This is a genomic window from Actinoplanes sp. NPDC049598, from assembly GCF_040675435.1.
In the GTDB taxonomy this organism is placed as follows: Bacteria; Actinomycetota; Actinomycetes; order Mycobacteriales; family Micromonosporaceae; genus Actinoplanes.
Window position 1 is genome coordinate 101,182 of sequence record NZ_JBFAOX010000021.1, and the last position, 25,124, is coordinate 126,305.

General features: G+C 70.9%; 16 protein-coding genes. 9 read left to right on the forward strand and 7 right to left on the reverse strand.

Going from position 1 to position 25,124, the window contains the following annotated elements; all coding sequences use genetic code 11:
* Positions 1 to 7 precede the first annotated feature (7 nt).
* From AB0J66_RS36410 to AB0J66_RS36435, 6 genes are all read left to right on the forward strand, one after another.
* A complete protein-coding gene (locus tag AB0J66_RS36410) occupies positions 8 to 1,312 on the forward strand; it encodes an extracellular solute-binding protein (RefSeq protein WP_364670857.1) in 1,305 nt (434 codons plus the stop codon).
* Between the two features lie 47 nt (positions 1,313 to 1,359).
* Positions 1,360 to 2,259 carry a sugar ABC transporter permease gene (locus tag AB0J66_RS36415; protein ID WP_364670859.1) on the forward strand — a complete coding sequence of 300 codons (900 nt, stop codon included), beginning with the start codon at positions 1,360 to 1,362 and terminating at the stop codon, positions 2,257 to 2,259.
* A 2-nt stretch (positions 2,260 to 2,261) separates the two neighbouring features.
* On the forward strand, positions 2,262 to 3,161 hold the full coding sequence (locus AB0J66_RS36420) for a carbohydrate ABC transporter permease (RefSeq protein ID WP_364670862.1): 900 nt from the start codon (positions 2,262 to 2,264) through the stop codon (positions 3,159 to 3,161).
* Between the two features lie 14 nt (positions 3,162 to 3,175).
* Positions 3,176 to 4,195, forward strand: a complete 1,020-nt coding sequence (locus tag AB0J66_RS36425; protein ID WP_364670864.1) for a LacI family DNA-binding transcriptional regulator — start codon at positions 3,176 to 3,178, stop codon at positions 4,193 to 4,195.
* A 149-nt stretch (positions 4,196 to 4,344) separates the two neighbouring features.
* A complete protein-coding gene (locus AB0J66_RS36430; protein ID WP_364670866.1) occupies positions 4,345 to 5,436 on the forward strand; it encodes a glycosyl hydrolase 53 family protein in 1,092 nt (363 codons plus the stop codon).
* A 117-nt stretch (positions 5,437 to 5,553) separates the two neighbouring features.
* Positions 5,554 to 6,981 carry an NAD(P)/FAD-dependent oxidoreductase gene (locus tag AB0J66_RS36435; RefSeq protein WP_364670869.1) on the forward strand — a complete coding sequence of 476 codons (1,428 nt, stop codon included), beginning with the start codon at positions 5,554 to 5,556 and terminating at the stop codon, positions 6,979 to 6,981.
* A gap of 7 nt (positions 6,982 to 6,988) precedes the next feature.
* Here AB0J66_RS36435 and AB0J66_RS36440 read toward each other — a convergent pair whose 3' ends face one another.
* The 5 genes from AB0J66_RS36440 to AB0J66_RS36460 form a co-directional block, all read right to left on the reverse strand.
* Complete coding sequence (locus AB0J66_RS36440; RefSeq protein WP_364670872.1) at positions 6,989 to 7,789, reverse strand: ATP-binding protein; 801 nt, start codon at positions 7,787 to 7,789, stop codon at positions 6,989 to 6,991.
* 160 nt (positions 7,790 to 7,949) lie between these two features.
* Entirely contained in the window at positions 7,950 to 12,731 is a 4,782-nt protein-coding gene (locus tag AB0J66_RS36445) for a DUF4011 domain-containing protein (RefSeq protein WP_364670875.1), read from the reverse strand.
* Positions 12,732 to 13,269: 538 nt separating this feature from the next.
* Positions 13,270 to 15,447, reverse strand: a complete 2,178-nt coding sequence (locus AB0J66_RS36450; protein WP_364670878.1) for an MMPL family transporter — start codon at positions 15,445 to 15,447, stop codon at positions 13,270 to 13,272.
* Positions 15,448 to 15,470: 23 nt separating this feature from the next.
* Positions 15,471 to 16,022 carry a TetR/AcrR family transcriptional regulator gene (locus tag AB0J66_RS36455; RefSeq protein WP_364670880.1) on the reverse strand — a complete coding sequence of 184 codons (552 nt, stop codon included), beginning with the start codon at positions 16,020 to 16,022 and terminating at the stop codon, positions 15,471 to 15,473.
* 127 nt (positions 16,023 to 16,149) lie between these two features.
* On the reverse strand, positions 16,150 to 16,905 hold the full coding sequence (locus AB0J66_RS36460; RefSeq protein WP_364670883.1) for a trypsin-like serine protease: 756 nt from the start codon (positions 16,903 to 16,905) through the stop codon (positions 16,150 to 16,152).
* A 230-nt stretch (positions 16,906 to 17,135) separates the two neighbouring features.
* Between AB0J66_RS36460 and AB0J66_RS36465 the strand changes: the two genes are divergently transcribed.
* The gene (locus AB0J66_RS36465; protein ID WP_364670886.1) at positions 17,136 to 19,340 is read left to right on the forward strand and encodes an MMPL family transporter; all 2,205 of its coding nucleotides are present in this window, start codon (positions 17,136 to 17,138) and stop codon (positions 19,338 to 19,340) included.
* A 49-nt stretch (positions 19,341 to 19,389) separates the two neighbouring features.
* Here the strand turns inward: AB0J66_RS36465 and AB0J66_RS36470 are convergent, their stop codons facing one another.
* Complete coding sequence (locus AB0J66_RS36470; protein ID WP_364670888.1) at positions 19,390 to 20,607, reverse strand: YncE family protein; 1,218 nt, start codon at positions 20,605 to 20,607, stop codon at positions 19,390 to 19,392.
* Positions 20,608 to 20,735: 128 nt separating this feature from the next.
* On the opposite strand from AB0J66_RS36470, the gene AB0J66_RS36475 reads away from it, so the two are divergent.
* The gene (locus AB0J66_RS36475) at positions 20,736 to 21,854 is read left to right on the forward strand and encodes a helix-turn-helix domain-containing protein (protein WP_364670891.1); all 1,119 of its coding nucleotides are present in this window, start codon (positions 20,736 to 20,738) and stop codon (positions 21,852 to 21,854) included.
* A gap of 10 nt (positions 21,855 to 21,864) precedes the next feature.
* Positions 21,865 to 22,404, forward strand: a complete 540-nt coding sequence (locus AB0J66_RS36480; protein WP_364670893.1) for a DUF4240 domain-containing protein — start codon at positions 21,865 to 21,867, stop codon at positions 22,402 to 22,404.
* 47 nt (positions 22,405 to 22,451) lie between these two features.
* On the opposite strand, the gene AB0J66_RS36485 is transcribed toward AB0J66_RS36480, so the two are convergent.
* Positions 22,452 to 24,272: a family 16 glycoside hydrolase gene (locus AB0J66_RS36485; RefSeq protein ID WP_364670895.1), complete on the reverse strand. Its 1,821-nt coding sequence runs from the start codon at positions 24,270 to 24,272 to the stop codon at positions 22,452 to 22,454.
* Between the last annotated feature and the right edge of the window lie 852 nt (positions 24,273 to 25,124).

Below are 25,124 nucleotides of genomic sequence, written 5' to 3' on the forward strand. Positions count from 1 at the left end.
ACCCCCCGTGAAAAAGACACACCTGCTCGCCGGGGCACTGGCCGCGGCGGTTCTGATGACCAGTGCGTGCAGCTCAGGCGACGACGACACCACCAAAGCGGACCCCAACGAGAAGGTCGAGCTGACCTACTGGAGCTGGGCCCCGAACATGGACAAGGTCGTCGAGGGCTGGAACTCGACCCACCCCAACATCAAGGTCACCGTCAACAAGCAGGACGGCGGCGACCCGGCCGTGGCCAAGCTGCTCACCGCGATCAAGGCCGGCTCCGGCGCCCCCGACGTCATGCAGGCCGAGTACCAGAAGATCCCGACCCTGGTCTCGGCCGACGCCCTGGCCGACATCTCGAAGGAGGCCGGCGACCTCAAGGCGAAGTTCCCCGAGGGCGCCTGGACCAGCGTCACCCTCGGCGGCGAGGCGCTCTACGGCGTCCCGCAGGACTCCGGCCCGATGATGTTCTACTACCGCTCCGACGTCTTCGACAAGCTGAAGATCCAACCCCCACAGACCTGGGACCAGTACGCGGCCGCGGCCCGCACGATCCACAAGGCGAACCCGAAGCAGTTCCTCGGCACGTTCTCGTCGAACGACCCGGGCTGGTTCGCCGGGCTCTCGCAGCAGGCCGGCGCGAGCTGGTGGGGCGTCAACGGTGACTCGTGGAGCGTGGCCATCGACGACGCCGCCACGCAGAAGGTCGCCAACTACTGGGGCGGCCTGGTGCAGGAGGGCGCGATCGACAACAAGCCGATGTACACGCCCGAGTGGAACGCCGCCCTCAACGACGGCACGCAGGTCGGCTGGCTGTCCGCGGTGTGGGGCCCGGGCGTGCTCGAGGGCAACGCCGCCTCGACCAAGGGCAAGTGGAAAGTCGCGCAGCTTCCGCAGTGGGACGCGGCCGCGCCCGCGACCGGCAACTGGGGCGGCTCGGCGACCAGCGTCACCTCGCAGAGCAAGCACAAGACGCAGGCGGCCGAGTTCGTGAAGTGGCTCAACAGCGACCCGGCGGCGATCAAGCTGCTGGCCGGCACGGCCAACGTCTACCCGGCCAGCGTCGACTCGGCGGCCGCGCTGACCGAGCCGCCGGCGTTCTTCAGCAACCAGCCCGACTTCTACACGGTCGCGGCCGAGGCTGCCAAGATCACCAAGCCGTTCACCTACGGCCCCAACGTCAACGTCGCGTACAGCTCCTACAACGACGCGTTCGGCAAGGCCGCCGAGTCCAAGAAGGCCGCCGGGTTCGCCGGCGCGCTCACCACGATGCAGCAGGCCACCGTGGACGACCTGAAGAACACCGGTTTCAAGGTCGCCGGTTAGTGAGACGCCGGGGCTCTCCGGGGCCCCGGCTCGTCCAAGGAGTGGCAATGACCCGCAAAACTGGCGCGCCTTATCTCTTCCTCGCCCCCGCCCTGGCGCTCTTCGGCCTCTTCCTCGCGGCGCCCATCGGCTACGCGGCCTATCTCAGTTTCCGCCGCGTCAAGGTGAGCGGCCTCGGGCTGGGCAGCGGCTCGCGCACCGAGATCTGGGCCGGCTTGGAGAACTACACCCGGTCCCTGACCGACCCCGAGTTCCTGCCGAGCGTGCTCCGCGTCGGCGCGTACGGCCTGATCGTGGTCCCCTGCATGCTCGGCCTGGCCCTGGTCATGGCGTTGCTGCTCGACGCCGGCCGGACCCGGGTGGGCACCTTCGCCCGGACCTCGATCTTCCTGCCGTACGCGGTGCCGGCCGTGATCGCCTCGCTGCTGTGGGGCTTCCTCTACCTGCCCCGGGTGAGCCCGATCGTCGACGTGCTGGACAAGATCGGCATCACCGCGCCCGACGCCCTGAGTTCGTCCTGGGTGCTGTACGCGGTAGCCAACATCGCGATCTGGGGCGGCGCCGGCTTCAACATGATCGTGCTCTACACCGCGTTGCGGGCCATCCCGACCGAGCTGTTCGAGGCGGCCCGGATCGACGGGGCCAGCGACATCCAGATCGCGCTGCGCATCAAGATCCCGGTGATCGGGCCGTCGCTGGTGATGACCACGCTCTTCTCGCTCATCGCCACCCTCCAGGTCTTCGCCGAGCCGATGACGCTGCGGCCGCTGAGCAACACCATCTCGACCACCTGGACCCCGCTGATGAAGGTCTACCGGGACGCCTTCGTGCGCAACGACATCTACGCCGCGGCGGCCACCTCGGTGATCATCGCGCTCGCCACGTTCGTGATCTCCTACGGCTTCCTCAAGCTCGTCGGCTCGCGGGCCTTCAGTCAGGAGAACTGACCATGGCTGTCACCACCGTTCCCGTGGCTCCCGCGAGCACCGCCGCCACCGCCGAGCCCCGGGTGCAGCGCAACCGCCGGACGAGCCCGACCGCGACCATCTTGCTGTTGCTCGGCGCCGCGTACTGCCTGATGCCCGTCCTGTGGGTCGTGGTCGCCTCGACCAAGAGCGCGAGCGAGCTGTTCAACACCTTCACGTTCATGCCGAGCACGCACCTGTTCGACAACATCGAGTTCCTCAACAGCTACCGCGACGGGCTCTACTGGCGCTGGATGGCCAACTCGGCCCTGTTCGCCGGGGTCGGCGCGGCCGCCTCGACGCTGGTCTCGGCGATGGCCGGCTTCGCCCTGGCCAAGTACGACTTCCGCGGCAAGGCGCTGGTCTTCAACCTGGTGCTGGCCGGGGTGCTGGTGCCGGCCGTGATCCTGGCCGTGCCGCAGTACCTGCTGCTGGCCAAGGTCGGCATGACCAACACGTACTGGTCGGTGCTGCTGCCCAGCATGATCAGCCCGTACGGCATCTACCTGTGCCGGATCTTCGCCGCCGCCACCGTGCCCAACGAGGTCCTCGAGGCGGCCCGGATGGACGGCGCCGGCGACTGGCGGGCCTTCGCCCGGGTGGCCCTGCCGATGATGCGGGCCGGGCTCGTCACGGTCTTCCTGTTCCAGTTCGTGGCCATCTGGAACAACTACATGCTGCCGTTCATCATGCTCGGCGACGACAAGCTCTTCCCGGTCACCGTCGGCCTGAGCGGCCTGCTCAACCAGGGCGCGACCCAGCCCGCCATGTACACGTCGGTGGTCACCGGGGCGCTGCTGTCCATCGTGCCGCTCGTCGCGCTCTTCCTGGCCCTGCAGCGTTACTGGCGGGTCGACCTCGGCGCCGGCGCGGTCAAGGCGTAGCTATGATCCCCAACGTGCCGACCCGCAAACGGCCCACCATCCGCGACGTCGCTCGCGAGGCCGGGGTCTCCTACGCCACCGTCTCCCGCGTCCTCAACGGGCGCGAGTGGGTGAGCCCCGACGCGGCCCGGGCCGTGCGCGAGGCCATCGCCCGGACGGGTTACACGGCCAACCCGCACGCCCGCTCGCTGGCCACCGGCAAGTCGGGCTCCATCGCGTTCCTGCTCACCGAGCCCCAGCACCTGCTCTTCGAGGACCCGAACTTCTCCGTGCTGCTGCGCGGGGTGGCCCAGGCGCTCTCCGACCGCGAGCTCACGCTGATCCTGATGATCGCCTCCACGCCCGAGGAACGGGCCCGGACGATCGCCTACCTCTCCGGCGGCCACGTCGACGGGGTGCTGCTGGTCTCCCCGCACTCCGGCGACCCGCTGCTCAGCCAGCTCGTGCGGGCCGAGGTGCCGATCGTCGCCTGCGGCCGGGTCCTCGGCTACGAGCAGGTGATCAGCTCGGTGATGGCCGACGACCGCAACGGCGGCCGCTCCGCGGTCGAGCACCTGATCGCGGCCGGCCGCACCCGGATCGCCACGATCACCGGGCCGCAGGACACCGCGGGCGGCGTCGACCGCCTCCAGGGTTACCACGACGCCCTGATCACCCACGGCATCGACATCGAGCCGGCCCGCATCGCCCACGGCGACTGGAGCCGCGAGAGCGGCGCCGCCTGCATGCGCGTCCTGCTGGAGCAGGCCCCCGACCTGGACGCGGTCTTCGCCGCCTCCGACGCCATGGCCGACGGCGCCCTGCGCGTGCTGCGCGAGGCCGGCCGCGACGTCCCCGGCAACGTCCGGGTGGTCGGCTTCGACGACTCCGGGCTGGCCGCCACCACCGAGCCCCCGCTGACCACCGTCCGCCACCCCCTCGACCGCGTGGCCGAGGAGATGGTCCGCCTCCTCACCGACGTGATCGCCGGCCGGACTCCCCTGTCCATCACCGTGCCGACGACCCTGGTCATCCGGGCCTCCTCGCCCGCCTGACCCCTCGGCTCCACCGGGCTCCCACTCCCCTTCGCGAGCCCACCGCTCCACCGGGCTCCACTCCCCTTGCGGGCCCACCGCTCCACGGCACCGATCCGGCGCCCCTCCCGGGCGCCGGCCCGTCCCCCTTCGTCGTGAAGGAGCGATAGATGAAACGGTTGATCGCCGCCGTCCTCGTGCTGACGGCCGTGCTCACCCCCGCCCCCGCCCACGCGGCCAACAGCCTCACCATGTTGGGCGCCGACGTCTCGTCCCTGCAGCGCACGCTCGACCTCGGTGGCAAGTACTACAACGCCTCCGGCGCCGCCGCCGACCCGTACGACATCCTGAAGTCAGCCGGCGCCAACTACGCCCGCCTGCGCATCTGGAACAACCCGGCCAGCGGCTACAACAACAAGGCCAAGGTCCTCCAGCAGGCCAGGTCGATCAAGGCCAAGGGCCTGAAGCTGCTGATCGACTTCCACTACTCGGACACCTGGGCCGACCCCGGCAAGCAGTACCCGCCGGCCGCCTGGGCCTCGCACAGCCTCACCCAGCTGCAGTCCGACGTCTACAGCTACACGTACGACGTCTGCACCGCCCTCAAGGCGCAGGGCACCACCCCCGACAGCATCCAGGTCGGCAACGAGATCAACGTGGGCATGCTGTGGCCGCGCGGGCAGGTGGTCAGCAACAACTTCGCCCCGCTGGCCTCCCTGCTCAAGCAGGGCTACAACGCGGTCAAGGCCTGCAACAGCGCGACCCAGGTGTGGATCCACACGGCCGACGCCGACAGCATGGCCAACGCCCGCTGGTTCTACGACGGCATCAAGGCCCGGGGCGTGACCTGGGACGTGACCGCTTTGTCATATTATTGTATGTGGCACGGCACGCTGGCCAACCTCTACAACGTCATCACCGACGTCCGTACGCGGTACGGCAAGCCGGTCGTGATCGCCGAGACCGCGTACCAGTTCACCACGGCCGACGCCGACAGCGAGCCCAACTCGATCCCGGGCACCGTGCTGTGCGACAACATCCCGGCGACGTGGGCCGGGCAGGCCCAGCAGTTCACCTGGGTGCAGAACACGGCCCGGAACGCGGGTGCGGTCGGCGTCTTCTACTGGGAGCCGACCTGGTACGCCATCAAGGGCAACGGCTGGGACCCCGCCAACATCAACGGTACCGGAGACGGCTGGGACAACATGGCCATTTTCGACTGGAGCGGCCGGGTTAATCCCTCGCTGCGCTGGGCAAGCTGATGTTCAGTGCCCGGCGCGCAGTTTGCGCCGGGCGCTCCACAGTGTCGGTTCTCACGGCATACTGAGCCTGTTCAGGGTGCTCTACTAGACGAGTCACCGAGCACCGAGGGAGTGTCCATGCAGCGGCATCGGGTGGCAGTGATCGGCGCCGGCTTCGGGGGTCTTTTCGCGATCAAGGCGCTCCGCAATGCCAACGTCGACATCACGCTCATCAACGGCACCGCGTACCACTTGTTCCAGCCACTTCTCTACCAAGTGGCCACCGGCGTCCTGTCCGAGGGCGAGATCGCCCCGCCGATCCGTGAGGTTCTGCGCGGTCAGGACAACGTCGACGTCAAGCTCGGCTGGGCCGAGAACGTCGACACCGAGAACAAGATCATTTCTGTGGCGGGCCCCGGCATCAACTACACGGTCGAGTACGACACTCTGATCGTGGCCGCCGGCGCCTCGCAGTCGTACTTCGGCAACGACCACTTCTCCGACAACGCGCCGGGCATGAAGAGCATCGACGACGCGCTCGAGCTGCGCGCGAAGATCTTCGGCGCCTTCGAGATCGCCGACCTGCAGGACGACGAGGAGGCCAAGGAGCGCTGGCTGACCTTCGTGGTCGTCGGCGCGGGCCCCACGGGTGTCGAGATGGCCGGTCAGATCGCCGAGCTGGCCCACCGCAACCTGCCGGGGCAGTACAAGCACATCGACCCCCGCCGGGCCCGGATCATCCTGATCGACGCGGTCGGCGCCGTGCTCAACACCTTCGGCGACCACTTGTCGACGCGGGCCCTGGCCCAGCTGCACAAGATGGGCGTCGAGGTCGAGCTGAACACCAAGGTCGTCAACGTCGACCGCACCGGCATCGAGGTCGAGTCGGAGCGAGGTCACCAGCGCATCCCGTCGATGACGAAGGTGTGGGCGGCCGGGGTGTCCGCTCCCCCGCTGGCCCGCAAGATCGCCGCGGCGGCCGGGGCCGAGACCGACCGGGCCGGGCGCATCATGGTCAACCCCGACCTGACGATCCCGGGCCACCCGGAGATCTTCGTGCTGGGCGACATGATGAACCTGAACGACCCGGCGACCGGGCGCCCGCTGCCCGGTGTCGCCCAGGTCGCCATCCAGGGCGGCAAGTACGCCGGTCAGACCATCAAGGGCCGGCTGCGGCGCAAGCCGCCGGGCGAGCCGTTCAAGTACTTCGACAAGGGCAGCATGGCGACCATCTCGCGGTTCTCCGCGGTCGCCAGCATCGGCAGCAAGATCCGCCTGGCCGGCTTCCTGGCCTGGGTCATGTGGCTCGTCGTGCACGTGTTCTACCTGGTCGGCTTCAAGAACAGGTTCACCACGGTGGTGCACTGGGCGGTCAGCTTCCTGGGCCGCGGCCGTTCCGAGCGGGTGGCCACCGAGCAGCAGGCCTTCGCGAGAAAGGCCATGCACGAGTACGGCAACCCGTTCGACCGGGCCCGCCTGGCCGAGGAGGCGCCGGCCGACGAGGTGTCCACGACGCAGGTCGCGCCCGCACCGGAGCCGGAGAAGGTCTCCTCCGCCCAAAAGTAGGACGCAGTCACGAGGGGAAGACGGTCGCCCAGACCATCTTCCCCTCTGCCGTCGGCAGGGCCCCCCACGCCGCCGAGGCCGCCTGGACGGTCCGCAGTCCCTGGCCGCGGGTGTTCCACAGGTCGCCCGGAGGCTCTTTCGGGATCGGCAGCAGGGTCGGCAGACGCGGGTCGCGGTCGTTGACGACCAGGTGCAGGCCGTCGTCACGCCGCAGCACGACCACCACGATCGGGGTCCGGGCGTGCTCGACCGCGTTGCCGGCCAGCTCGCTCATCACCAGCCGGGCCGGGTAGAGCACGCCGCCGGGCACCCGCCAGGCCGCGCAGGCGTCGGTGACCAGGTTGCGGGCCAGCGCCGGGGTGTCCGGCTCGGGTGGGAGGGCGAGCCGCCGCTGGTCGGTCAGCGGCCGTCCGGCCGCCACGGCGGCCCGGGCCAGTCCGTGGCTGGGATAGGTCGGCAGGAAGTACGCGGCCCCGAGGCGTTCCAGCCGGTCGGCCAGCACGCCGCCGGGCGGCACGCAGGCGACCACGTGCACGGGTGGCTCCATGGCGTCGGCCACCCGGCGGGCGGTGATCCAGGTCAGGGCGCTGGCCGCGTGCGGGTCGTCGAGGTCGCAGAGGTCGATGATCACGGCGTCGGGGTGGCCGCTGAGCGATCTCTTGAGGGCCAGGAAGGCGTCGCGGCTCAGCGCCCGTCCCCACGAGCCGCGCACGGTCACCGTGGTGACCGCGTTGTCGACTTCCGCAGTGACCGCTACGCCGCTGTCGTGCGTACGAATGCGGCGTGCGAAGGGATGGCGTCTAAGCATGACCGCCGGCACCGAGCGGCAATTCGATGGACCGAACGACGCCCTCGCCGGCGAGGGCCGGAAGGGCATGCTGAGGTGGGCTCTGCATGACCGGCCAACGAAGGGTGTGCATGAACGGGCACGCCTACCCGGCGAAGAGATCACCATGCGCGAATACCGGCTATTCACTCGATAGGGGGACGTCCTCTTCGGAGTGAATCGCGGGCAGCAGTTCGCCCGAGATGGCCCGGTACGGGGTGGGCCCGGCCAGCTGCTCGACACCGACCGGATCGGCCAGGGCCCGGTCGATCGCGGCCCGCAGCCGGGCCTGTTCGGCCGCCGGATCCTGGTACCAGGCCACCGACCACACGCGGTGCACGTGCCAGCCGAGCTCGCGCAGCTCCTCGTCGCGCAGCCGGTCGCGCTCGCGGGCCGAGGGGATGCGGGCGTACTCGGGCCCGTCGAACTCGATGCCGAGCGCGAAGACGTCCTTCTCCTCCCCCGGATGCAGGATGGCCAGCGGGATCCAGTGCCCGGCCGCACCGACCTGCCGGCGGACCCGGTAACCCCAGTCGAGGATCGCGGCCGAGACCGCGTCCTCGAACGGCGACGCGTCCTCCCGGTCGGTGATCTCCCGGCCGAGGGTGGCCGCCGACCGCTCGGCGTACTCCAGGTAGGCCTTGAGGTGCCGCACGCTCTCGTTGCCCATGTCGGGCACGTCGCCCGAGCGGATCGAGGAGACCACCTCGATGCGCTTGGCCGCGCGGGTGATGGCCACGTTGAGGCGGCGCCATCCCATCGGCCGGTTGAGCGCGCCGAAATTCGTACTGATCTTGTCGTTCTCGTCGTAGCCGTAACCGACGGACAGGATGATCACGTCGCGGACGTCGCCCTGGACCGCCTCCAGGCTCTTGACGAAGAAGCCGGTGAGCCGGTCGTCGTCGGTGAAGAAGTGCTCGAGGTCGGGCCGCTCGGCGACGGCGCGGTGCACAGCCTCCTCGATCGCGTCGGCCTGGGCCACCGAGAGCGTGACGACGCCGAGGGTCTGGCCGGGCCGGTTGGTGTAGTGGTGCAGCACCCGCTCGGCCACCGCGTCCGCCTCGATCGGGTTGTCCGAGGTCGTCTGCCGCCGGTAGACGCCGTCGACCAGGTACATCTCGACGCCGTGGTCGGGCTCCTGCGGGTAGGCGCGGGTCAGGCTGACCAGCCGGCCGTGGTAGTACGCGAGGTCGGCGAAGGCGAACAGCGCCTCGTGGCTGCTGCGGTGGTGCCAGGTCAGGTGCAGGATCGGGAAGGTCTCGCGGGCCAGCTCGAGGATGGACGGGAAATCGGTGACGTCGTCCTCGACCCGGTCGTAGTACGAGGTCGGCGGCAGCTGCTGGTGGTCGCCGGAGACCACCAGCGCATCGCCGCGGTAGATGCAGTTGATGGCGTCGGCCGTGGTCACCTGCGACGCCTCGTCGAGGATGACCATGTCGAACTCCATCTCCGGCGGCAGATAGCGGCTGACCGCCAGCGGCGACATGAGCAGGCACGGCTTGAGCGCCTGGACCGAGTGCCGGGCCTGGGCCAGCAGCTCCTGCACGGCCAGGTGGCCGGACTGCTTGTTGCCCTCGCGGCGCAGGATGCCGGGCTCGCCGGTGGCCGAGGAGGACGGGCGGCGGGCCTCCACCGCGTAGACGATGTCGGCCAGCGCGGCCGCGGTGAGCTCGTTGTCCAGCAGCCGGTAGACCTCGACGATGTGCGACCGCTCCTCGGCCGACGACGGGTGCAGTCCCGGGTCGTCCCGGATGACCGCGTCGGCCCAGCCGCGCAGCAGGGCCCGTTCCAGGACGGGCCACACGTGCTCGACCTCGATGTGCTCCTCGGCGCAGTAGTCGAGCGCCCCGGCCAGCCCGTGCTCGACCAGCACGCTGCGCGCGTCCTGGTGGCGGAACCACTCGTGCTGGCCCTCGGTGTCGTGCAGCAGCTCGACCAGCAGGTCGCGTGCGTTGTCGTAGTCGCCGAGCCGCTCCACCAGCTCGCCGTGCCGGGCCGGGCCGAACGCGTCGAGCACCTGGCCCCGGGCCGACTCCCAGCCGGCCACGGCGGCCGGCAGGCCCTCGGTCGGGTGGGCCTCCATCAGGGCGTGCGCCTGCCCGGGGCTGAGCGGGGCGTCCTCGCCGGTCAGCACCCGGCGGGCGTGCGCGGTCCAGGCGACGATCTCGTTCATCACCTCGTCGTCGGTCTTGGTGCCCCGGTAGACCGAGCCCAGCACGGCCGCGTGGGCGGCGGCGTCGGCCCAGATCGCGGTCTCGGCGTCGGTCGCCTTCTGCCGCTGGGCGGCGATCTCGCGGGCCTCGGCCAGGGTGAGGTCGCGGCCGGTGGGCACGCTGTACGCGCGGATCATCTCGGCCGCCGCCTGCAGCGGGGCGATGTGCGCGCGCAGCCAGGTGACCGCGTCGGCGATCGGGCCCTCGCCCAGCTCGGGGCGGGGCGCGCGGGCCGGGGCCGGGCGCAGCGTCGTCCGGAAACGGGTGAACTCGTCGCGGGCTTCGCCCACGATGCGCAGCAGGGCGCTGTTGGGCCGGGGCGCGCAGACGTGCACCGTCACCGCGGGCAGCGCGTCGGCCGGCACCTCGCGGATCACCTCGTCCGCGTTGTGCAGGGCGTCCTGGATCGCCGCGAAGTCGGTCTCCCGGCCCTTCCAGTGCCGGCCCAGGATCTCGGCGTACTCGGCCTCGGCGTCGGCCAGGTCCTGTAGGGCCTGCTTCCAGGCGGCCGCGTCCTCCACGTTGGCGATCGCCTCGGCCGGCTTGACCTCGGGCAGCGCCGCCTCGACGGCGATGTCCTTGGCCCGCCGGTAGGGGCGCAGCAGCTTGCGCGGGCCGCGGTGCCGGGTGAGCCGGTCGGCGATCTCGGTGACCGGCTCGTTGAGCACTTCCTCGTTGAAGTGCCGCCGGGCCTGCGCCTCGGCCTCGGCCACCGCCTCCACGGCCAGCCGCAGGGCCCGTACCGCCGCATGGGCCTTGGCCATGCCGCCGGGCTCGAACCAGGCCGCCTCGGGCTTGTGTTCCCGGCCGATCAGGTCGGCGATCGTGATGACCCGGGCCGAGTCGGGGAAGGTGACCACGTTGGGCAGGCCGAGCCGGGCGGTGACCCGGTCCATGCTTTCGTGCTTGCCCTCCAGCCGGTCCGCCTCCTCGGCGAACTTGTTGGCCAGGTGGTCGGCCTGGGCCGCGTTCAACGGGCCCAGGTCCACGGCTTCGGGGACCAGACCGGACAGATCCGGTACGCCCGTGAGGTCGTCGGCCGACGGCAGCTCGGCCCACGGGATGCCGCCGTAGCGCAGCGCGGCCAGGTGGTGGGTCAGATCCGTGGCCGCCTTCTGGACGGGAGCCAGGCTGTCGATGGTCAGCCATTCCTCCTCGACCTTGGGCGGCCGCTTGGCCGCGTGCCCGGCCAGTGCCGCCAGTTTGGCCGCGCCGGCCGGCTCGTGCAGGTCGAACGCGTCGGCCAGGGTGGAGTTGGCGATGACCGCCTCGGCCAGCTTGCTCAGCGAGGTCAGGGCCTGGCGCAGCCGCGCGTCCAGCGGCTCCCGGTCGGTGGCCTCCCGCCACAGGTAGCTCTCGCTGCTGACCCGCCCGAGCCGGGCCACCGCGTCCCGGATCCGGTAGAGCGACTCGGCCGTCAGGTCCTGCGGGTTGATGGTGGCCACCGGGGCCGCGGGCGCGGCCGTCAGCCGCGTGCAGACGCCCAGCACGTCGAAGAGGCTGCGGCCCAGCGGCTGACGGACGCGGTTCAAGGACTCGGCGTACGCGCTGAGGCGCTCCCGGCGTTCCCGGACCGCCCGCCGGTCGATCGGGTCCATCGTCGCCAGCGCCGGCGGATCGGTCTCCAGCGCGCCGGCCAGGGCGGTGGCCACCTCGCGCCGGCCGACCAGGTTGCTGTGCAGGGCCAGCAGGTAGTTGCCGAGACCGGCGGCGGTGAGCCGGCGCTGCACCGTGTCGAGCGCGGCCGCCTTCTCCGAGACGACCAGCACCCGCTTGCCCGCGTGGAGCAGGCCGCCGACGATATTGGCGATGGTCTGCGACTTGCCGGTGCCGGGCGGCCCGTCGAGCACGAAGCTGCGCCCGGCCAGCGCGGCGGCCACGGCCACCCGCTGCGAGGCGTCCGCATCGAGCAGCAGCGGCACGTCCTCCGGCGGCGCGACCTGGTCGATCTTCTCGGGCGCGATCGGCTCGAAGGCGAACGCCCGGTCGGCGTCGTGGGTGGCCAGCGCCCGCACCACCGGGTGCTCGACGATGTGCGGCTCGTTCTCGTACAGGTCGTAGTACATGGCCTCGCGGTGCACGCTCAGGCAGGCCAGCACCACGGTCTCGTCGGCGTACCAGCCCCGGCGCTCGCCGATGGCCACGTCGATCTTGGCCCAGAGCACGGTCACGTCCAGCTCGGCCAGCGAGTTGATCTCGGGGATCTCGATGTCGAGGTCGGCCATCCGGATCACCAGGGCCGGGTTGACGATCGGGTCCTCGGGCCGGGCCACCAGCCGCGGCCCGGCGGGGTCGATCTCGACCGGGACCAGCAGGATCGGGCTCTCGTAGGGCGAACCGTCGTCGTCGGCCCAGTGCAGCATGCCGATACCGAGATACAGGGGTGAGACGCCGCGGTCCTGCATCTCGGCCCGCGACCGGCGGTAGAAACGGTGCAGCAGCGCCCCGAGCACCTCGTCCGGCAGATCGGTCTTGAGGACGTGGGCCGACCCGTCGCTCTCGAAGGCGTACCCGCCGCCCTCCTGGAGGATCTTGACGATCGCCTTGGGCGACGGCCCGGTGATCTCGACCGAGGTCGCCGCGATCCGGGCGAAGTTGAGAAGCGGGTTGGCGCCGGTCAGATCGACCAGCCCTTCGCGCCACGTCTCCAGGGCGCTGCGGACCTCGGCACCGGGTAACCCGCTCGACTCAACTTCAGACTCCGGCCACATGCCCTCAATTCCAGCAACCGAACGGCTGTCACGCTGGTCATTTGGCCGCATACTTCCGGATATTTACGATATCGCCGAGCCGTCACCCGAAGCCACCCGCCCCGAACGCCGCCCGCCCTCCACCCTTCCCACCCCCACCACGCAGCGCGGCCGTCCACCCACCCCCAAGCGCCGCAGCTCCTTCCCCCACCCACGCGCCCGGGGCGCGGCCGTTACTCACACGCCCACGCGGCACCGCCCGTTGCTCACACGCCCACGCGATGCGGCCCCTTCCCCACCCCTCGGCGCGACGGCGGCCTCCGGCAGGTGGGTGAGGAAGCCGGTCCCCTCCCACACCTACGCGACGCCGCCACCTCCCACACCCATGCGACGCCGCCTTCCCATACCCACGCGCAGCGGCGCTGCCTGGCTGGGATGCCGGACAGCGCCGCTGGGACTGGGTGGGTTGGTTCAGGAAGGTGCGGACGGCCTCGGGCTCGTCGTGAGCGGGTGAGGCCCGGCGTCCGGTCTCCCGGGCGCCGGGCGGTGTCTCGGCGCCTCAGGAGGCGCGGACCGCCTCCTGAGCGTTCCGCTGGGCCGGAGCCTCGCGCTCGAGGGCCGCGCCCTCGACGTCGACGACCGGGAGCCAGTTGAGCCAGCGGGGAAGCCACCAGGCCGAGCGGCCCAGCAGGGCGATGGCGGCCGGGACCAGGATCATGCGGACCACGATGGCGTCGAACAGGATGCCGATGGCCAGGGCGAAGGCGATCGGCTTGATCGTGTCGTTGCCCTCGGGGACGAAGCCGGCGAAGACCGAGAACATGATCGTGGCCGCGGCCACGACGACCGGGGCCGCTTGTTTGAAGCCGGTCACCACGGCGTCGCGCGGCGAGGCCCCGTGCGCGTGGGCCTCGTGCATGCGCGAGACCAGGAAGACCTGGTAGTCCATGGCCAGGCCGAACAGGATGCCGACGATGATGATCGGGGCCAGGCTCAGCAGCGGGCCGGTGGTCTGCGCGTTGACCAGGCCGGAGAGCCAGCCCCACTGGAACACCGCGACCGTGGCGCCGAGCGCGGCGCCGATGGTGAGCAGGAAGCCGAGCACGCCGACGACCGGCACCAGCAGCGACCGGAAGACCAGCACGAGCAGGATGAAGGCCAGGCCGACGACCAGGATCAGGTAGCGCGGCAGGGCCTGGTCGAGCTTCTCCGACACGTCGATGCTGACCGCGGTCTGACCGGTCACGTAGACCTTGGCGCCGGGGCCGTCGGCCACGTCGTCGCGGATCGCGTGGACCAGGTCGAGCGTCGCCGTGTCCTCCGGGCCCGAGGCGGGGACGATGGTGATCAGCGCGGCGTTCTTGGCCTGGCTGATCTGGGGCGGCGCGACCACGGCGACGCCGGGGAGCGACTGCACCTTCTGCTGGACCGTGGCCGCGTACGCCGGGGAGCCGGACCCGTCGACCAGGACCAGCAGCGGACCGGCGAAGCCGGGCCCGAACCGATCGGCGATGATCGCCTCGGCCTTGGCCGCGCTGCTGCCGTCGGGCGATTTCTGGATCAGTGTGGTGCGCAGCGAGAAGAACGGGATGGCGATCACGGCCAGGGCGATCACCGCGAGGGCCAGGCTGATCACGCGCCGGCCGGTGACCAGGCCGGCCCAGCCGCGGAAGAACCCGCGGTCGCGCACCGGCGCCGCGGCCGGGTGGCCGCGCTCCTTCTTGGGCAGGGCCCGCGGGCCGAGCGCGCCCAGGATGGCCGGGAGCAGTGTGATCGCGACCAGGACGGCCACCACGATGGTGGCCGCGGCGGCCAGGCCCATCTCGGTGAGGAAGGGGATGCCGGCCACGGCCAGGCCGGCCAGCGCGATGACCACGGTCAGGCCGGCCGTGACGACCGCCGAACCGGCCGTGCCGACCGCGAGCGCCGCCGCCTCGGCCGGGGGCAGGCCCCGCCTCAGCTCCTGGCGGTGCCGGGTGACGATGAACAGCGCGTAGTCGATGCCGACGGCCAGGCCCAGCATGATCGCCAGGATCGGGGTGGTCGACTGCAGGTCGACGAAGCCGGTCAGCGTCGTGATGCCGAGCGCGCCGATGGCCACGCCGACCAGCGCGGTCAGCAGGTTCATCCCGGCCAGGACCAGCGAGCCGTACGTCACCGCCAGCACCACCAGCGCGACGACGACGCCGAGGATCTCACCGGTGCCGCCGATGTCGGCCGCGTTCTCCTGGGTCGCCTCGCCGGCTGCCTCCACGGTCAGCTCGCCCGTCCCGGCCTCGCCGACCGCCGTGATCAGCGCCTCGCGCTCCTCGTCGGTCAGCTCGGAGGCCTGCACGCCGTACGTGACGGTGCTGTACGCGGCCGTCTGGTCGCGCGAGACCGTCGGGGCCTGCGGGTCGAGCGGATTGCTGGCCGCGACCACGCCGGGCAGCTTGGACAGCTTCTGCACCGTGGTCGCGACCTGGGCCGCGTTCGCCTGATCGGTGATCTTGGCGCCGGCCGGGGCCTCGAACACCACCTGGGCCGACGCGCCGGCCGAGGCCGCGCCGAACCGCTCGCGCAACAGCTTGAGCGCGACCGTCGACTCCTGGCCCGGGATCTCGAACGTGTTCACGGTCTGGCCGGACAGGGTCGCCGCGCCCACGCCGAGGGCGATCAGCGCGGCCAGCCAGACGACCATGACGATGGCTTTGTGCCGGACCGAGCCCAGTCCTAGGCGATGCAGCAAGGTTGCCATGGGGAGTTCCCTCTTCTACTTAGCTACTTGTGACCCAGTGCGTCGTAGCTGACGGCGACGAGATCGTCGTGGGTGACGACCAGCGGTTTGTCACGCATGGTGATGCCGAGCAGGACCAGCGCGCCGAGGGCGCCGATGACCCGGATGCCGCGCGCGTTGTCGCACTCGGGGTCGAGGGCGAACGCGGCGAAGATGCCCTGCCCGAGCTCCTCCAGGGCGTGACCGAGGTCGGACTCCGGCTCGGCCTGCAGCGCGGAGAGCAGCAGGGCCACCGTGCCGGGCAGATCCATGGCCAGCTGGGCGATCTCGCTCAGCACGGCGCGGTCGCGGGCCGGGCCCGGCGGCATGTCCTCGACCTGCTCAACGATCTCCCGGACGGCGCTCAGGGCCTTGTCGACGACGGCCTGCTGGAGCGCTTCCTTGGTCGGGTAGCGGTGGAGCAGGCCCGTCTTGGAGTAGCCCACCGCGTCGGCGATGCGCTGGACGGAGGTCTCCCGGAAGCCGTGCCGCGCGAAGAGGGTGGCGGCCGCCTCGAGGATCTCGTCGTCGATCTGCTGCTTGGTGGGGCGCGGCATGTGGACCAGAGTAGTCCCCGACCGACCGGGATGGTCCGTAACCGACCGTGGCGGTCCTCACAGGGGAGGCGCATGAAGAAGGCCGGTCGAGGAGGAGTTCCCCTCGACCGGCCTTTGAACCCTTTTGTCAGTGCGTGATCTGCTTGATCCAGGTGGCGATGTTGTCGGTACGGGCGGCGGACTCGACACCCGTGTGCGGGCAGGACGGACCGTTGCTGACCACCGCCACGAGCTCGCCGCGCTTGGTGAAGAACGGCGCCCCCGAGTCGTACGGGCAAGGTGTGGTGTCCGGCGACGGCGCATACCCCTGAAGACCCGTCACGTTCGCACTCAGCTCGACCACCTTCAGCTGGCCGGTCTGCAGACGGGCCGACGGGGCCGGGTCGACGCTGGTGGTGGAGCCGTAGCCGGTCAGCCGCACGATGTCGCCGATCTCGGGGGCGGTGCGGCCGACCCGCACGGGCCGGATGTCGCGGACCGGTGTCTCGAGCCGGGCCAGCGCGACGTCCGCGGTCGGTGACTGCCGCACCGCGACGATCTTCACCTCGTGACCGCGCGTGGTGTCGGTCAGGTCGGTGCGGCCGACGGTGGCGGTGGTCAGGTCGGCGACCGGGCGCTCCACGCGGACGCCGGCGGCATCCCGGAAGCAGTGACCCGCCGTGATCACCCAGCGGGCCGAGATCAGGGCCCCGGAGCAGGCGCTGTTGCGCTTGCCGCCGTCGGCCGTGGGGATCCCGGTCATGGTCAGTTTGGCGGAGAAGGCGTACTTGCCGATGGCTACGGGTTCGCCGTTCGCGACCGCGTGCGCGGGCCCCGAAACGCCGAACAGCACGCCGCCGATCGTCGCCGCGGCGACGAGCATCGACCCTATTCGCTGTCTCATGTGGAGGACGCTAGCCGATGGCCGCATCAGGGGCATTCCGGGGAAAGCCCTGAGTCATTTCCGGGCGCGGCGCCCGATTCGGCCGCTTTCCCGCGGCGTTTCTGCTGCTTATCCGACACCTTTCCGGACCCGTGACCTCCGGGCACGACCGGGGTTCGGCCCCGATGTTCCCCGCTCCCCCGATGCCTAATTTCAGCTACGACACAGAATTGAACTCAGGGGGATCAGCAATGAGTAAGCGGCCTATGACGGTACGCGTGGCGCGGTGGAGCGCCGAGCATCCTTGGCGCTCGATCGCGCTGTGGGTGGCCTTCGTGGTGGTGTGCTTCCTGGCCGGCAACGCGGCCGGGGCCAAGGAGGCGACCGCCGAGGACAGCGCGATCGGCGAGGCCGGCCAGGCCTACGTGATGATCGACAAGGGCGGCTTCGACTCGGAGCCGGCCGTCGACAACGTTCTGATCACCGCTCGCTCCGGCTCTCTGAACAGATCGGACGCCGACGCGGCCGCTGCGGACACGGCTTCTGCTCTCCGGTCGGTCCCCGGCGTCTCCTCGGTGGGCGAGCCGGTCCCGTCCCGCGACGGCTCGGCCCTGCTCGTGCCGATCACGATGAGCGGCGACCCCGACACCGCCTCGGACCGGGTCGGGCCGCTGCACGACGCGGTGGCCACGGTGCAGAGCAAGCACCCCGGCCTGCGGGTCGAGTCGGTCGGCGGCCCGACCATCGGCAAGGCCCTCGACGACACCCTCGGCAAGGACTTCCAGCGGGCCGAGATCCTCAGCCTGCCGGTCACCCTGGCCATCCTGATCCTGGTCTTCGGCGCCCTGATCGCGGCCGGCGTGCCCGTGCTGCTGGCCCTGATGTCGGTGGCCGCCGCCATGGGCCTGTCCACGCTGGCCTCGCACCTGATCCCGTCCACCGACACCACCAACAGCGTCATCCTGCTGATCGGCATGGCCGTCGGCGTCGACTACTCGCTGTTCTACGTCCGCCGCGAACGCGAGGAACGGGCCAAGGGCCGCGGCCACGTCGACGCGGTCGAGATCGCCGCCGAGACCTCCGGGCACGCCGTGGTCGTCTCCGGCACCGCCGTCATCATCGCCATGGCCGGCCTCTTCCTGGCCCGCGACGCCGTCTTCTCGTCGCTCGCCGTCGGCTCGATCCTGGTCGTCGCGGTCGCCGTCATCGGCTCCCTCACCGTGCTGCCGGCCCTGCTGGCCAAGCTGGGCCGCTGGGTCGACCGCCCGCGGGTGCCGCTGCTGTGGCGCCTCAAGTCCCGCTCGTCCGAGGGCCGGGTGTGGCGCCGCATCCTGCACCCCGCGCTGCGCTGGCCGGCCGCCACACTCCTGGTCAGCGTGCTGGCCCTGCTGGCCCTGGCCGCGCCCGCGCTCGGCATGAAGCTCAAGTTCCCCGGCACCGAGGACCTGCCCCGGACCACGCCGGCCATGCAGGCGTACGACCGGCTGACCGCGGCCTATCCCAGCAACGGCACCACGCACGACGTCGTCGTCGAGGCGCCGGCCTCGTCGGCCGCCGCGGTCCAGGCCGCGCTGACCAAGCTTTCCCGGAGCACGCAGGGCAACCGGCTGTTCGCGCCGATCGAGGAGACCGGCCCCGACATCAAGGTGTCCGCCGACAAGACGGTCACCGTGCTCGACGTGGCGACGCCGTTCGCCTCCCGCAGCGACGAGGCCGCCGACTCCCTGCACGAGCTGCGCGACACTCTGGTGCCGGCGGCCCTGTCCGGGCTGCCCGGCGCTTCCTACGCCGTCGGTGGTGGCGTGGCCGAGTCGGAGGACTACGCGGCCCACGTCTGGCGGACCTTGCCGCTGGTGGCCGGGTTCGTCCTGGTGCTCACGTTCCTGGTGATGGCGTGGACGTTCCGGTCGGTGGTGGTCGCGCTGACCTCGATCGCCCTCAATCTGCTGTCCGCCGGGGCCGCGTACGGGCTGCTGGTCCTGGTCTTCCAGGGAAGTTGGGCCGAAGGCCTGCTCGGCTTCGAATCGATGGGGGCCATCGTCACCTGGCTGCCGCTGTTCCTGTTCGTGGTCCTGTTCGGCCTGTCGATGGACTACCACGTCTTCGTGGTGAGCCGGATCCGCGAGGCGGTCCAGCGCGGCGTGCCGACCCGGGAGGCGGTGGCCGACGGCATCACCGGCTCGGCGGGCACGGTCAGCAGCGCGGCCCTGGTCATGGTGGCGGTGTTCTCGATCTTCGCGACGCTGAGCACGATCGACATGAAGCAGCTCGGCATCGGGCTGGCCGCGGCCATCCTGCTCGACGCGACGATCATCCGGGCCGTGGTCCTGCCGTCGCTGATGACGTTGCTGGGCGACAAGAACTGGTGGGCCCCGCGCTTCATGCGGCCCCGCGGTCGCCACGCGGCGCCGGTCTCCCCCGCCGCGCCCACCCCGGAGCTGGTCAGCCGCCACTGATCCCGCCGGCTGTCCAGAAGCCCCCGGCAATTCCGCCGGGGGCTTCCCGCTATGCGGGCGGCTTCCAGCCGGACGGCAGGTGTCCGATCCGTACCCGCTGGGGATGGTCGCCGACGGCGACCGAGGCGACGCGCCGGCCGGTGGCGAAGCTGATGGCGCTGACCCGGTCGGCCCCGGACTCCGAGATCACGCAGTCCCGGCCGTCGGCGCTGATCGTGGCCCAGTAGGGCTTGGACGCCTCGACCAGCGGACCCTCGGCCAGGGTGGCCCGGTCGACGACCGTGGCATAGTCGTCCATCGTGCCCGCGACGCAAAGCTTGGCGCCGTCGGGACTGATCGAGAGGCCGTGGTGGCGCGAGTCGTTGACCCACGTGGTGCGGTCGGCGCTGGTGGCCGGGTTCAGCGGCAGCGGCTTGACCCGGGTGATCCGGTCGGCCGCGACGTCGTACTCGATCACCCCGGCGAAGAACGACACCTGGAAATACAGCTTCGACTCGTCCGGGGTGAAAACCGCCGGGCGGACCGCGTCGGAGAGATCACTTCGGCCGTACGCGTCCAAGCGCTGCCGCATGTCGATGGTCCGCACGACCTGGAAGGTCCGGGTGTCGGCGATCGTGAGATGCCGGTCGCCCTTGGTCCAGTCCAGCCACGGGTCGTCGAGGGACGTGTTGACCTCGCCGATCGAGGAGTTCCAGAGGTAGCGGCCGCCGCCGGTGTAGATGTTCTCGTGCGGCTTGTCCCCGGTCGTGAAGGAACCGAGCTGCCGCCCGGTGTCGATGTCGAGCACGTGCACGGTGTTCGAGGTGGAGGCGGAGACGGCCACCGAGCGCCCGTCCGGCGCGACGGCCATGTGGTCGCTGCGGAAGCCGGAGACCGGGAACCGCCAGCGGAGCGCGCCGGTGGCCAGGTCGATCGAGACGACATCGGCGAAGCTGGGCCGCGAGGCGACCAGCGCGGTGCCGTCGGGCGTGGTGTACATGTCGTCGACGAGCTGGTCGTGACCCTCCCCCGGGCCGAGCCGGATGCCGAGGAAGAAGGCCAGCCGTACGGGGTTGAGCGCGATCTCGGCCAGCCGCCGGTCCTTGTCCGGCACGACGTTGAGGCGGCCGAGCTTGGCGTAGTCGCCGCTCGGGCGGATCACGTCGACCGTGCCCTCCCAGTTGTTGCCGACGAACATCACCTCGTTCAGGCTTTGTTCCCGTACAGCCGCGGGGTTGACGCTCAGCGCCACGGCCGCTGCCACCGCGACCACCCGACCTGCCACCATGCCGACCTCCCCGGAGTTACCTTGCGGTAACGACATCGAAACAAGAGAATCTCTCGCATCGATAGAAGGTGACGGCCAAAGCTGGACCGCCGCGTTGTGGCCGGCACACAACCGCACGGGAGGCGTCGATGCTCGCCGAGCTGGTACGCGGTCTGGCCGCGGACGACGACCTGGTGGACGAGGTGCTGCGAGCCGCCCGCGGGGCCGGCGCGGCGACCCGCTCCCAAGTGGCCGCGGTGCTCGCGGCGGGATTCGACACCTTCCTGCGGGCCGCCGACACCCACGACCCGGAACTCGGCTTCCCGGCCGACTTCAGCCAGGCCACCCGCTTCGGCGCCGAACAGGCCGCGCTCGGCGTCCCCGTTGCGGGCCTGATCGCCGGCGTGCACGCGGGCCGCAGCCGCCTCCTGGAGATCGCCGTCGACCGGGGGCGGGCGGCCGGCATCCCCGACGACGCCCTGCTGCGCGGCCTGCTCAAACTGGAGCGGTACGGGCGCGCGCTGGAGCACCACATGGTCGGCGGCCACCGCTCGGCGGCCTCCCGCCTGGACCGCGACGACCGTGCGGCGCGCATCCGTGTCCTGCGCCGTGTCCTGCTGGGTGACACCACGGCGCCGGACGACTACGCCCGCTTCGGCCTGCGCGACGACCGCCGCTACCACTACCTCACCTCGGACGAGGCCGACCCGTCCCGCGTCCGCGCCCTCGAGCAGGCCGTCACCCGCTGCGGCGGCCTCCTGGCCCCGGTCGACGGCCGCCTCGCCGGCCTGACCCCCCGCCTGCCGCCCGGCCTCGCGCCGCTGCCGGCGGTCATCGTGGCGACCCCACCGGTGCCGCTCAGCGACGCGCCCGCCGCTCACCGCCTCGGCGAACAGACCTTGTACGCCGCCCACTCGGCCGGTCTGAGCGGGCTGTGCCGGGTGACCGACCTGGCCACCGAGACCGCCCTGGCCGCCCAGCCCCTGCTCGCGGAGATGCTCAGCACCGAGCTGCTCGGCGCCCTCGACCCGGCCGACGACTTCCACCGCCAGCTCGCGTCGACCGCGCTCGCCTACCTCGACCGCGGCCGCCGCCTCGATCAGACCGCCGAGACGCTGCACCTTCACCCGAACACGGTCCGCTACCGCCTGCGCCGGCTGGGCGAACTGACCGGTTTCACCGAGCCGGCCTCCCTCACCGAAGCGGTCCGATGGTGGTGGGCCCTGCGATGCTGGTGCCGCCGACGGTCCAGTTTGGACAGGCGATAGCATCCCGCGCGTGGACGAGACGCTGAACAAGCCGGGCCGGGTGCCGACGGCGGCGGAAGAGGACCGGTTCTGGGCTCTGATCGACTCCGCCTGGGAGCGGCTCGGCCCCGAACCGGCCGCGCTGCGCCGGGCCCTGATCGAGCGCGACCCCGAGGACGAGGAGTTCGAGCTCTACGCCCTCGACGCCTGGCTGGCCGGCTTCCTGGAGCAGCTCACCGAGCTCACCGCCGGCCTGTCCCGCACCGAGCTGGCCGACCTGGACCGGGTCCTCGAACGCAAACTGCACGACATCGACCGGGCCGACATCCACGAGGTGACCGACGGCTCCGACGACGGCTTCCTCTACGCCCGCGGCTTCATCGTCGCCCTGGGCCGCGACTTCTACGAGGCCGTCGTCGCCACCCCCGCCCTCGCCGTCATCGACGCCGACTGCGAGGAGATGTGCTACTTCTTCGCCCACCTGCACGACACCCGCTTCGGCGAGTGGCCCCCCAACGACTCCGGCATCTCCCGCGCCACCGGCACCAACCCCACCGGCTGGGCCGTCTGAGGGCCCGGCCGGGCCGCGGTGTCAGCGCGGCCCGGCCGGGGCGCTGGTTACGGGGTGACCACGCGGCCGCCCAGGGTGACGACCAGTTTGCCGTCGGAGGCGTAGGACCAGGCGAGGGCGCCCGACAGAGTGCCGCAACGGGAACCGTTGGCGCCGGACCAGAACTGGTTCGACGTGTCGCTGTTGCCGACGATCTTGTCGTTGGAGCCACTACCCGTACGGCATGAGGTGTTGTTGCGGAACACCGAGGTGCCGCCGTCGAACGAGAAGTTGCGCTCGGTGTTGTCGATGCTGACGTTGTTGGAAATCGTCATGGTGCCGAGGTTCCGGTTGTACGTGAAGCCGTGCTTGCCGTTCTTATAGGCGATGTTGCGCCGGATGATGTGATTGACACCGATGTCCTCGCCGCCCAGCTTGTAACCGTTGCGGTCGCCGTTGCCGGCCTGGCTGCCGTCGGTGAGCGTGCCGTTGTTGTACGACAGCGAATCCTCGATCGTCACCGCGCCGATCGGCCCGGTGTCGGTCTTCGTGTACAGGTCCCAGCCGTCGTCGATGTTGTTGTGCGAGACCGCGTACCGGAAGATGTTGCCGCTCCCGACCGTCAGCTTGGCCGCGAAACCGTCCGCGTCCTCGCCGTCGGAGTCGGCGTTGTCGTGCGATTCGGCGCTGAGGACGAGATTGTTCGCCGGCCATTGCGCGTTGGGCGTGTCCGACGCGATCCGCGAGAGCTGCAGGCCACTGTCCCGGTTGAAGCGCGTGATCGTCCGCTCCAGAATGTTGTTGCTGCCGCCCACGAAAATGCCGTTGTCGCCGGCCCGTTCCACGACCAGCCCGCGGATGTGCCAATAGTTGCCGTTCACGGCGAGCCCGCGATTGGCCGGGTCCTCCGATTGGGCGGCGAAGTTCAAGACCGGCACCTCCCCGGCGTACGCCGTAAGGGTCTTCAAAGCCGTTGATGTGCCGTTGTTTCCGGCCGCGATCGTGACCGTCTGCGAGAACGCGTAGGTCCCGCCACGCATGTAGATCGTCCCGCCCGCCCCGATCCGCAACAGCGCGGCGGCCAGCGACGTCGGATCCGCCTGCGTACCATTGGCGGCCGCGGTTCCGTTCGGCGCCACGTACAGCGTGCCCCCGACGGGCGGCGGCGTGGTCTTGGGCGGCGTGGTCGGCGAGGCGGTGGGCGTCGGCGTTACGGTCGGCGAGGCCGTCGGCGTGCCGGTCGGGGTCCCCGTCGGCGTGGTCCCCCCGCCCGATTCCACCACGACGTCGTCGAAGCGCCCGGCCGCCGACTCGGTCAGCAACCCGATCCGCCCGGCCGCGATCGACGTGTCGGTGGCCGACCCGACGCTCGCCCCGTTGACCGTCCCGCTGACCGTGCTGCCACTGACCGTCAGCCGCAGCGTGTACCAGGCGCTCGTCGAGATCGTCTGGCTCAGGCTGCCCAGCACCTTGATCGTGCTGCCGTTCATCGCCTCGAGCTGCACCCGGCTGCTCCCGGTCAACGACAGCCGATACATCTTCGTGGCCCCCGCCGCCCGGGCCGTCAGCGCGACCACACCGCTGCTGGAGCCGAACGCCGTAGCCTTCACCCGAGCCTGGACCGAATAGTCAGTCCAGCTCGTGTCGCCCGCGAAGTCCCGCGCCCGTTCGCTACCGGAATCGGACTGCTGCAGAACCTGCGACCCATCGGCCACGACCGACCAGCTGCCGCCCGACTTAGACCAGCCACTGGCCCCACCCGACTCGAAGTCGGCCGAGAACAGCGTGGCCGCCTGCGCATCAACCACAGTGAACGCGATCCCCGCCGCCACCACCGCGGCCGTCAATCCGGCGCCGGCTGCCCAGCGCCTACCAGGGGAGGATGACATAGCTTTCTCCTTGGAGCGATAGTCGACTCCGCGACAGCCCCACGCGGAAAATTACAGCGATCCCTGCATCATTTCGCCCGCGAATTTGCAGCCTCCCACAACCGCAACCCAGCCGAAATATGTCACCCCCCATCCACTCCCGTCAATGAATTCCTTTTGCAGCTTTGTTGCAGCCAACCCCACCCACCTACACCGCCAAGCCACAACGGGCCACGACACAGCCCAGGCGCGAGACGCGGCCACGAAGCGCTAGCGAACACGTCCACCCCGCGGCGAGCGTCGACGCGCGAGAAGCCAGGCGTAGGGCACGACCGAGGCGCAACACACGGAAACGAAGCGCGAACGCACACGACCACCCCGCACGAACGCCAACGCGAGACGACCCAAATGTGAGCACGAAAACGAAGTGCGAGGCTGCACCGCCGCGCGACGCGAACGACGACGCGCAAGGTGCCGACCGTGAAGCACGGGACCAAACGCGAGGCGCGGGCACGGGACCAAGCACGAGACGCGGGCACAGGGCCAAGCGCCAGGCGCCAGGCGCAGGGCTCGGGGCCAAACGCCAGGCGCCAACTGAGGCGAGAGGGGGCGCGCCCGCGCGGCGCGGCGGCGAGGGACGAGGGGCCGGGGCTCCGGCGGGAGCACCAACAGCAGACATGGGGTGCGAGGCGCGAGGCGGCGGGTGCCGACGCGCGAGGCGCGAGGCCGAGGCAGGAGCGCCAAGCGCGAGGCGCGAGGCCGAGGCAGGAGCGCCAAGCGCGAGGCCGAGGCAGGAGCGCCAAGCGCGAGGCCGAGGCAGGAGCGCCAAGCGCGAGGCCGAGGCAGGAGCGCCAAGCGCGAGGCCGAGGCAGG